Source organism: Muricoprocola aceti (assembly GCF_025567005.1).
Lineage (GTDB): Bacteria > Bacillota > Clostridia > Lachnospirales > Lachnospiraceae > Marvinbryantia > Marvinbryantia aceti.
The window spans coordinates 257,493-267,851 of the sequence record NZ_JAOQKE010000003.1 but is presented as its reverse complement, the minus strand read 5'-3'; the positions used below and the strand labels follow the sequence as shown (position 1 = coordinate 267,851).

10 protein-coding genes and 1 rRNA gene are annotated in these 10,359 nt (G+C 43.1%); 1 reads left to right on the top strand and 10 read right to left on the bottom strand.

All coding sequences use genetic code 11. From position 1 onward, the window contains the following. From OCV47_RS05140 to OCV47_RS05125, 4 genes are all read right to left on the bottom strand, one after another. A 16S ribosomal RNA gene (locus OCV47_RS05140) occupies nt 1-246 on the bottom strand; the annotation flags it as partial. Between the two features lie 324 nt (nt 247-570). Then, entirely contained in the window at nt 571-1,371 is an 801-nt protein-coding gene (locus OCV47_RS05135; RefSeq protein WP_262654174.1) for a CvpA family protein, read from the bottom strand. A gap of 8 nt (nt 1,372-1,379) precedes the next feature. Continuing rightward, on the bottom strand, nt 1,380-2,693 hold the full coding sequence (locus tag OCV47_RS05130) for a DUF5711 family protein (RefSeq protein WP_262654173.1): 1,314 nt from the start codon (nt 2,691-2,693) through the stop codon (nt 1,380-1,382). A gap of 66 nt (nt 2,694-2,759) precedes the next feature. After that, a complete protein-coding gene (locus OCV47_RS05125) occupies nt 2,760-3,929 on the bottom strand; it encodes a LysM peptidoglycan-binding domain-containing protein (RefSeq protein WP_262654171.1) in 1,170 nt (389 codons plus the stop codon). Nucleotides 3,930-4,091: 162 nt separating this feature from the next. Here OCV47_RS05125 and yyaC point away from each other — a divergent pair, with 162 nt between their 5' ends. Then, nucleotides 4,092-4,661, top strand: a complete 570-nt coding sequence (gene yyaC / locus OCV47_RS05120; RefSeq protein WP_262654169.1) for a spore protease YyaC — start codon at nt 4,092-4,094, stop codon at nt 4,659-4,661. Here yyaC and OCV47_RS05115 read toward each other — a convergent pair. The 6 genes from OCV47_RS05115 to OCV47_RS05090 form a co-directional block, all read right to left on the bottom strand. Beyond that, on the bottom strand, nt 4,645-5,583 hold the full coding sequence (locus OCV47_RS05115; protein ID WP_256301771.1) for a transketolase family protein: 939 nt from the start codon (nt 5,581-5,583) through the stop codon (nt 4,645-4,647). The two genes, yyaC and OCV47_RS05115, sit on opposite strands and share 17 nt — an antisense overlap. After that, nucleotides 5,571-6,410 carry a transketolase gene (locus OCV47_RS05110; RefSeq protein WP_117449162.1) on the bottom strand — a complete coding sequence of 280 codons (840 nt, stop codon included), beginning with the start codon at nt 6,408-6,410 and terminating at the stop codon, nt 5,571-5,573. Before OCV47_RS05110 ends, OCV47_RS05115 begins: the two co-directional genes overlap by 13 nt. Nucleotides 6,411-6,560: 150 nt before the next feature. Beyond that, nucleotides 6,561-7,157 (bottom strand): recombination mediator RecR, encoded by a 597-nt coding sequence (gene recR, locus OCV47_RS05105; protein ID WP_256301768.1) that lies wholly within the window; start codon nt 7,155-7,157, stop codon nt 6,561-6,563. Then, on the bottom strand, nt 7,157-7,501 hold the full coding sequence (locus OCV47_RS05100) for a YbaB/EbfC family nucleoid-associated protein (RefSeq protein WP_117449164.1): 345 nt from the start codon (nt 7,499-7,501) through the stop codon (nt 7,157-7,159). Before OCV47_RS05100 ends, recR begins: the two co-directional genes overlap by 1 nt. 16 nt (nt 7,502-7,517) lie before the next feature. Next, nucleotides 7,518-9,170, bottom strand: coding sequence for a DNA polymerase III subunit gamma/tau (gene dnaX / locus OCV47_RS05095; RefSeq protein WP_262654167.1), 1,653 nt, complete (start codon nt 9,168-9,170; stop codon nt 7,518-7,520). Between the two features lie 78 nt (nt 9,171-9,248). Continuing rightward, entirely contained in the window at nt 9,249-10,322 is a 1,074-nt protein-coding gene (locus tag OCV47_RS05090) for a 6-phosphofructokinase (RefSeq protein ID WP_262654165.1), read from the bottom strand. Nucleotides 10,323-10,359: the final 37 nt, after the last annotated feature.

Below are 10,359 nucleotides of genomic sequence, written 5' to 3'. Positions count from 1 at the left end.
TCCATCTCATACCACCGGAGTTTTTCACACTGTGCCATGCAGCACTGTGCGCTTATGCGGTATTAGCAGTCATTTCTAACTGTTATCCCCCTGTATGAGGCAGGTTATCCACGCGTTACTCACCCGTCCGCCGCTCAGTCACTTGAGAAATCATCCGAAGAATCTTTCTTAAGTGCTTCGCTCGACTTGCATGTGTTAAGCACGCCGCCAGCGTTCATCCTGAGCCAGGATCAAACTCTCAAAATAAATGTTTGATTCCGGGATCAAAATCAACATACTAGCTAATCTATCCCTTTTACTGTTTTATAAGGTCAGTTCCTTGAATATTAAAACTTTTTTAGAATCTTTCAAGGTTGTTTCACTGTTCAATTATCAAGGTTCTTTGCTGTTCTCTCACAGATCAGCTTCATTATTCTATCAAAGCTTTTATCATTTGTCAAGAACTTTTTTTATTTTTTAAATTCTTTTTTCAAGAATTTAAAAGCTATTCTTTGCTGTTTTCAAATCTTTTGTTCTCTCAAACAGCTTGTTTATAATAGCATTCTCTCAGCAGTTTGTCAACAGGTTTTTTTATATTTTTATTGTTTTTTGCAAAAAATTTAAAAATACGTTCAGATCATATAATTTATCAAGTATCACGCTTTGCTCAATCATCTCCATCAGAAGCTTTCCAATTGCCGTACTACTGAATATGGTAATAACTAAAAAGGTAATCCAGACAATAGCCAGTGCCTGCATGAACCCCAGCAGCAGCCCCAGGATCTGATTAATTCCATGAATCACCGGAAGATTGGCAATCACATCTAGCGTCATGACTGCCAGCCAGATAAAACTTGCCACTATTACCCAGGTTAACACAAAAGCTATAATATTCATAATCAGATTGGCCATGAATTTTGGCACATAATCGTTAAAGCTGTTTACTGCCAGTTTTTGATACGTCTTTTCTGTGTTATTATTAATCAGTAGTTTCTTTAGCATATCTGGAATTGGCAGTTCATCGATTGCTTTTTTCTGCATCTGTCTGTCTGATTCGCCCATGATCTTTTCTGCCACACTCCGGTCATTGTCCGACTGTATACTCTTTAATGAGATCTCTTCCTCTTCAGTTTTCTCTTCTGTCTCTGCCAGTTTTTCCGTCTTTTCATCCAGTGATACCGTAAATGATTCCTGGCATTTTTCCATCACATAGGTATATACTGGTGTCTGCTCCTGTAAAAACTGAGATACATACGGCGTCACAAATGATACCAATACCACAGAAGCAGCAAGAGATATCACAGAGGCCAGACTTTTTATCAGACCTCTGCGATATCCCCTTATCATAAATAATAAAAATATCAGTAATACAATTCCTGTCAAAATATTCATAGTATTTCCTATCCGATCTTTATAGTATCCACACTGTCCGGTGTGATGATCATATATTTGCCGAGTCCCTCCGATGGGATAACATCCGTGATCTGTTTTTCATATTCTGCCAAATATTTCAGTTTGCCAGAAGTTGTATAGATCATCAATTCCGTTCCATTATAGAAAAAGATTTCCTCTCCGCATATTTTAATTTGGGTATATTCCATATCAAAATAAGCCTGAAAGCATCTGGATCCATTCTCCCGATATACTTCCACCTTATACTTATGTGTATTCTCTTCCTGGCCATTTTCTGTCACAATACCAAAATAAGATTCATCATAAAAGGTACTGACAATTTCTTTTTCGACTGCGATCTCCTTCTTCTCCTCTGGCACATGCTTTCCATAAAAAACAGACGCTCCGGCATCCCGAAATGCCACTGCGTAATCAGAATCCATAAACTGCACTTCCGGGATCACACTTCCCTCATAGCTGACCTCTTTCACCAGATTATTCTCCTGATCTTTTCCCACTGATGAGAAATTATAGAAATCCACCTTTGATTCCAGCATCTGATTCTGGATACCAGCAAATGATACCATCATTTTCAGTCCGTCTGAAGAAATATCCATATCCAATGGATATCCCGCTTTGCCAACAGAAGTCTTATTCTTTACAATAATATTTCCCTGAGAATCATATACATTAATCCAGGTAACATCTCCATCTTCCAGAATTGCTGCTACAACTCCCTGTTTGGCTACCCGGATTTTAGTCAGCGTATACTCCACTTTAAAGTTACCGACCAGACCTTTTTCATTGAAAATATAAATATCATTCCCACGCTGATCAGCCACTGCCACGGTCGTTCCACATACATCAATCACCGGATTTTGCATCGTAAAAGTCGTATTCCACTGAACCGCATTTTCTTTATTGACACAGGTCACTCCATTGGGATTGCATTTCAAAGTGCATCCTTTTTTCAGAAAAACATATTGCGTTGCATTATCATCCGTCCGTTCCTCTCTGGATACCAGAGTATAATGTCGATATACCTTAACATGATGATATATTCCAAATCCTACTGATACTACCAGCAAAACAGTCAGGATCGCAGCTGTCCGGATCCTGACTTTATTTTTGTGCATACGCAGTTTTGACGATAAATTCAGCATTTCATCACTCTGCATTGCCTGGTCTGCTTTGCTCTTATAGTCAGCTCTCATATCGGATGCTTTACCAATTACTGCTGATTTCATATTTCCTAGCGCATCTCGAAACGAAAACTTAGGCTCTGTATTGTGATCTTTTTTTAATTTCTCAAATAATTTCATCTTGCGTTCCCCGTTCTGAACAATTACCATATTTCATTACCTATCATCATAACATGCCCTAAAATATTATGGAAGAAGAATTTTCTGTCCCGGAAGTATCGTATCTTCTTCTGATATGCCATTCAGTGCACAGATTTCCTGTACTTTTTCTGTCGTTCCATAATACATTTCACTAATTCCAGCCAAAGTATCACCAACCTTTATCGTATAGGACGCTCTTGCCTGATTTGCTGCCGTTCGCACTGCATCCTCCGGCTGATGTTTTTCTTCTGTTTCTGTTTCACTGTTTTGCTCTGTTTCGATATTTTTTTCTGTTTCTGCTACTGTCTGCACAGAATTTTCTGTTACAATCTCTTCTTCCACCGTCAGATTTTCTGTATCTTCCACAGTATCTTCCGTCACATTCTTCATATGAGAGATTACCGCTTCTGCCGAATCTGCCTGATCCGTAACATACTCTCTCTGACTGTCCACATGATCTGAGAGAATCGCCAGACTTTGTTCTACTTGTTTCATTCGATCATAATTATAGACGATCGTCACGCCAAGCGCCAACACGGTCATAACCAGAAATCCTCCGGCTATGTAAGTCATCCAGCCTTGTTTCTGTTCTTCTTCTGCCTCTTTTTCCGTCTTCTTTTGCTTCACAAGTTTCCGAAAACGTTGAATTGCATGATCCTCCACATTTTCTTCCATCTTCTCTGTCTTTTCTGTACTGGTCTGAATCAACCGCTTTTGCATCGGCACATTTTTCTCATAGTATATAAAGTATCCTGGTTGTTCTGTCAGTATTTCTTCCTCCATAAAAAATGCAGTCAGTTCATCTTCCAGTGAATCTGCCACCAGAAGAACCTGATTTTCTTCCTGAAACAGTTGTTTATAGATGTCCAGAACCTCCTGGTTATAGATTACCGGTTTTTCCTTTGAAGAAAGGAACCAGCCTACTACTTTTTTGATTCCAAATTCTGTTTCTATCTGTTTATCCAGTTGTATTTTCTCTTCCTCACTCATACGAAAATCTTCTATTTCGATCGCTGCATCCACGAATACATATGGATACAGATTCTGTTCTTTTACGGTTCCCAGAAGAAGCGCTTTTGCCGTTTCCTTCTGTCCTGACAGCCGGTTTAAATATGTCACAACATAATCTTCCACATAAAGCTTCTTATCCCCGCTTCCATCTCCTACCTGTCGTGTATTCTTCGGCAGTTTCCATTCTTTTTTTGTCTCTGACATATCTGCACTCACTCCTTTTTAGATTCAGAGTAACATTTTTCTTTTGCAAATTTTAGCAAAACAACTCCTAAAGCTCCGGGTATTCATCGACATAATATGCTGTATACTTTTTCCTTTTTGTGGATACACTGTAGAAATAAAAAGAAAGGATCCTATAAGATTATGAATGTATCACACACGGCTACCTGCTATATCAACGGCAAGTCCGATTCCGCTCCATATCTCCTGGCTGATCAGCTTATTTCTTTGTTATGCCATTCTCATTCTGGAAGCGCTGCACCAGTTTTTCTCTGTATTGGCACTGATCTGGTTACCGGTGACAGCCTCGGTCCTCTTGTCGGCACATGGCTGCACTGTTCTTCTGCTTTTCCTTATACCGTCTATGGCACACTTTCACAGCCTGTCCATGCTATGAATCTGAGAGAGACTATGTCCAAAGTCTCTTTCTCTCATCCAGACAGCCCGGTCATCGCCATTGACGCCTGCCTGGGAAGCAAGAAACATCTTCATTATATAACAATAGCCCCAGGAGCTCTTTCTCCCGGGGCTGGTGTAAACAAATGTCTAGGAACGGTGGGGGATATCTCCATCACAGGGATCATCAATCTCTCAGGAGAATATGCTCACATGATTCTCCAGACCACCCGTCCTTCTGCTGTCATGGCCATGGCAGAATGCATCACAAAAGGCATCCTTCTGGCCTGCAGCGGATATTCTAAACAAATGCTTTGATTTTATTGTAAATGCCTTCCGCATCCAGACCATATTTGTGAAGCAGTGCCACTGCTGTTCCTGATTCACCAAATACATCGTTCATACCGATTCTCAGCATTCTGGTTGGTGCTTTCTCACTGAGGCACTCTGCTACAGCACCGCCAAGGCCGCCGATTACAGAATGTTCTTCCACAGTTACCACTTTACCGGTCTTCTTTGCAGATGCTACGATCAGGTCTTCATCCAGAGGCTTGATGGTATGAATATTGATCACTTCTGCATCAATACCATCTTTTGCCAGCATCTCTGCTGCTGCCAGACATTCTGCTACCGGGAGTCCGGTTGCCACGATGGTAAGATCTTTGCCTTCTTTTAAAGTCACACCTTTACCGATTTCAAATTTGTAATCTGGCTTGTCATTGATTACCGGCACTGCCAGACGTCCAAAACGTAAATAAACTGGTCCTTCGTATTCTACTGCCGCCTTTACAGCTGCTTTTGCTTCCACATCATCAGACGGGCAGATCACTACCATACCCGGGATGGTTCTCATCAGTGCGATATCTTCGTTGCACTGATGGGTAGCGCCATCTTCTCCTACGGAGATACCTGCATGGGTAGCGCCAATCTTCACATTCAGATGTGGATATCCGATAGAGTTACGGATCTGTTCAAAATTACGTCCTGCTGCAAACATGGCGAAAGAACTGATAAAAGGAATTTTTCCTGTAGTTGCCATACCTGCTGCAATTCCTGTCATGTTGCATTCTGCGATACCACAGTCAATGTGACGTTCCGGAAATGCTTTTTTAAATGTGCCCGTCTTGGTAGCTGCTGCAAGGTCTGCATCCAGCACTACAACATTCGGATTCTCTTTTCCCACTTCTACGAGGGCATTACCATAACTTTCTCTGGTTGCGATCTTCTTTACTTCTGACATAATGCTTCACCTACCTTCTCTAAGTCTGCCATAGCGATTGCATATTCTTCGTCGTTTGGCGCTTTTCCGTGCCATCCCACCTGGCCTTCCATGAAGGAAACTCCTTTTCCTTTCAGGGTCTTGGCAATGATAGCTGTAGGCATTCCCTTGGTAGCCTTAGCTTCATCAAATGCAGCTTTTAACTGATCGAAATCATTTCCATCTGCAACGTTAATTACATGGAAATTGAATGCTTCAAACTTTTTATCAATTGGATATGGGCTGTTTACCTCATCAATCGGTCCATCAATCTGTAATCCGTTGTTATCCACAATCACTACCAGATTGTCCAGTTTTCTGGCTCCTGCAAACATAGCAGCCTCCCATACCTGGCCTTCCTGAATCTCTCCATCACCAAGAAGTGTATAGGTTCTGTAGCTATCACCACTCATCTTTGCCGATAACGCCATACCTACTGCTGCAGAAATTCCCTGTCCCAGTGATCCGCTGGACATATCAACGCCCGGAATATGCTGCATACAAGGGTGTCCCTGAAGATAAGAGCCTAATTTACGCAGAGTTGTCAAATCTTCTACCGGGAAGTATCCTCTGTGTGCCAGAGTAGAATACAGACCTGGAGCTGTGTGACCCTTGGATAATACAAATCGGTCTCTGTCTGCTTTTTTCGGATCCTTCGGATCAATGTTCATCTCTTCAAAATATAAATATGTAAATATCTCTGTTGCCGACAGGGATCCGCCCGGATGACCTGCTTTTGCACTGTGAACTGCTGTGACGATACCCTTGCGGATCTCGTTAGCAGTTTTTTGTAACTCTAACTTATTCATAATGCCCTCCATTTATATAATATTCGTGCGTATCTGTCCAGTACTTTTGCACACGCAAAACGATAATTTCCGAACAGCCACATTGTATTTATTATAGCACACTTTACTATGCTATCACAAGATATGGATCCTGTTCCCGCCATATTTTTTCTATAATTCTACGCGTCCCTCCAGAGCCCTCAGAAGAGTCACCTGGTCAATATATTCCAGATCTCCTCCTACCGGCACTCCACTTGCAATCCTGCTGACTTTAATACCTGTCGGCTTGATTAGTTTGCTGATATACATAGCCGTTGTCTCCCCCTCCAGACTGGAGTTGGTCGCAATAATCACTTCTTTTACATCACCCTGAAGCCGCTGAATCAGTTCTTTTAGCTTGATATCATTTGGTCCAATCCCCAGCATAGGCGAAATTGCCCCGTGGAGCACATGATATACGCCGTTATATTTTCCGGTTTTCTCATAGGCTGCCAGGTCTCTGGTATTCTCCACCACCATAATTGTGGATGCATCCCTTTCCGGGTTGCTGCAGATCGGACATAATTCACTGTCCGTCAGTGTATAACACTGCTTACAGTATCGTACATGCTCTTTGGCTTCTATAATGGCATCAGACAGGCTTTTCACTTCTTCGATCGGCCGATTAATAATATGAAAGGCCAGCCGCTGTGCCGACTTTGGTCCGATACCCGGAAGCTTGGAAAATTCTTCGATCAGCCTGCTGATCTGACTGCTGTAGTAATCCATTAGAATGGGAATCCTCCGCCAAGTCCTCCTGTCAGCTTAGACATTACTGCACTGGACTCTTCTTCTACTTTACGAAGTGCTTCATTGGTTGCTGCAACGATCAGATCCTCCAGCATCTCAATATCATCCGGATCTACTACATCTTCCTGCAGTTTTACTTTGGTCACTTCCCGCTTTCCGCTGACGGTTACTTCTACTGCTCCTCCGCCTGCTGCTGCTGTAAATTCTTTTTCTTCCAGCTGTTTCTGATTCTCTTCCATCTGCTTCTGCATTCTCTGCGCCTGCTTCATCAGATTATTCATATTACCAGGCATTCCTCCTGGAAATCCTCCTCTTTTTGCCATATCTTTTTCCTCCTGATTAATCTTCTATCTCTATATTGTCAAAATGTACCTGCTGCCGGATCTTTTCTTCCACAGACACATTCACCAGTCTGGCCTGTGTGATTCCTGCATCCTGCTGCAGCATCATTTTCACTTCCACTTTTTTTCCAATCTGTTCTGCAATGATCTTTTCCAGTAATTCTTTTGTGCCCGGATCATTCACATATCGTTCTCCGAGAAAATCCTGGAATACCACATACAGCCGCTGATCCTCTCCTGATGCATTATACTGAACCTTAGCGCTGAGCAATACACTTTTCAACCGGCCGCCTGTGGCGTTGACAATATTACGCCATTTAGCCAATGCCTGCTTCAGATCTTCCGGTGCGGCTGCTTCTTCTGGAAGTGGTGCAGCTGCCGCCTCACCAGATGTCGTTTCTATATCTGCTGATATCTGTTCTTCCGGGTTATAGCCTGCCTTCTCACCGTGCGAAGCACTCCGATAACCGGAATTCTGCGTATTTACCACCTGAACTCCATTCTGTATCATCTGTTCCAGGCGACGGATCCGATCCAGAAGCGAAGTCTCATCCCGCTCCATCTCTGGACGGCACAGCTTAATCAATGCCACTTCCAGTGCAATTCTCTTAGATGATTCGAACTTGATCTGATTGGACAATTCCGAAAAAATCCGAATATAACGGATCAAGGTATCTTCTCTTACCATTCCCGCTTCTTCCTGCAGCAGCTTCAGATTATCCGTAGATACATCCAGCACATCCTCCAGATCATCTGATGCCTTCAAAAGCAGAAGATTTCGCATGTACCAGGTAAAATCTGTAACGAACTGCCCCAGCTCCCTGCCCTGCATGACCAGATCTTCCAGCATCTTCATTAGTTCTGCTACCTGATTCTGCAAAATCAACCGCAGCATTCTGCTGAAAACCTCCGTGTCTACTGCGCCCAGTACATCCAGTACATTATCGTATGTCAGCTTCTGTCCAAGATAAAAGGCAATGCACTGATCCATCAGACTCAGGGCATCTCGCATAGAGCCATCTGCTTTTCTGGCAATATAACGAATCGCCTTTTCCTCTACCTCCACCTGTTCTTCCTTCATCAGCTGTGTCAGCCTGTCTGCAATCGTCAAAATGGAGATTCGCTTAAAATCATATCTCTGGCATCTGGAAAGAATCGTAATCGGAATCTTATGTGCTTCTGTCGTAGCCAAAATAAAAATCACATAAGATGGTGGTTCCTCCAGTGTCTTCAGCAGTGCATTAAACGCCCCAATGGAAAGCATATGCACCTCATCGATAATATAGACCTTATATTTTCCTTCCGTAGGCGAATAAGTTGTCTCTTCCCGAATCTCACGAATATTGTCTACACCATTATTGGATGCTGCATCAATCTCTATCACATTCATAGAGCTTCCGGCAGCAATTGCCTTGCAGGTTGCACATTCATTGCAGGGATTTCCATCTATCGGGTGCTCACAGTTTACTGCTTTTGCCAGAATCTTGGCCACCGTCGTCTTACCGGTTCCCCGGGTTCCGCAAAACAGGTAAGCATGACCTATTCTGTCAGCGTTGATCTGATTCTTTAATGTCTGTACAATCGCATCCTGTCCCTTTACATCTGCAAAAGTATCCGGGCGGAACTTCCGATACAGGGCTGTATATCCCATTTTTCTGTCTCCTGTCTGCTGCTTGCGTAAAAGAGGCGGCCGGGTCTGTCTCCAGGCTCTGCCGCTTTTTCACAATTCTTAGTCTCCAAAACTGATGCCGATCAGTTTTGCTTCTTTGATGATCTGATCATCCGGTGATACGGATTTCAGTTTGCCTGCTACATCTTCCAGCGGTACTTTCTTAGTCTTGCCGTTTACCATACCGATCATATAACCGAACTCTCCGTTCAGAATTGCATTCGCTCCTGCTGCTCCCAGTCTTGTGGAAAGCACGCGGTCATACGGGCAAGGGCTTCCGCCCCGCTGTGTATGTCCAGGCACCGTCACCCGTACTTCTGTCCCGCTCTTTTCCTGAATAGCGGCTGCCAGTTCATAGGAAACAGACGGATGTTTTTTATTTTCCAGATACTTCTTCTGCTCCTTCTTGCTCATAGCTGCCACTTCCTTGGAAATTGCGCCCTCTGCTACCGCAAGCACTGTAAATCCTTTTCCCTGTTGCGTACGCTTGTCAATCGCCTCAATAACCTTATCAATATCATATGGGATCTCCGGAATCAGAATAATATCGGCACCGCCTGCAATGCCTGCATACAGGCAAAGCTGTCCCACTTTATGTCCCATGATCTCTACAATAAAGACACGGTTATGGGAGGATGCTGTAGTATGAATGCAGTCAATGGCCTCTGTAGCAATATTTACTGCACTATAGAATCCAAAGGTCATGTCTGTTCCATAAATATCATTATCAATCGTCTTTGGAAGGTGGATAATATTCAGTCCTTCCTCACGAAGCAGGTTGGCCGTCTTCTGTGTACCGTTACCGCCAAGAATGACCAGACAATCCAACCGAAGCTTGTAATAATTCTGCTTCATTGCTTCTACTTTATCCAATCCGTTTTCATCCGGTACACGCATCAGTTTAAATGGCTGTCTGGAAGAACCGATAATGGTTCCACCCTTAGTCAGGATCCCCGAAAAATCCTGTGCTGTCAGGAGTCTGTAGTCTCCGTAGATCAGGCCCTTATATCCGTTTAAGAATCCATACACCTCTAAATCCTGTACATTAGACGATAATGCCTTCACCACGCCTCGCATGGTTGCATTCAATGCCTGACAGTCACCGCCACTGGTAAGCATGCCCACTCTCAACATATTTGATACCTTCTTTCATCATTATTGCAGTTTTTGT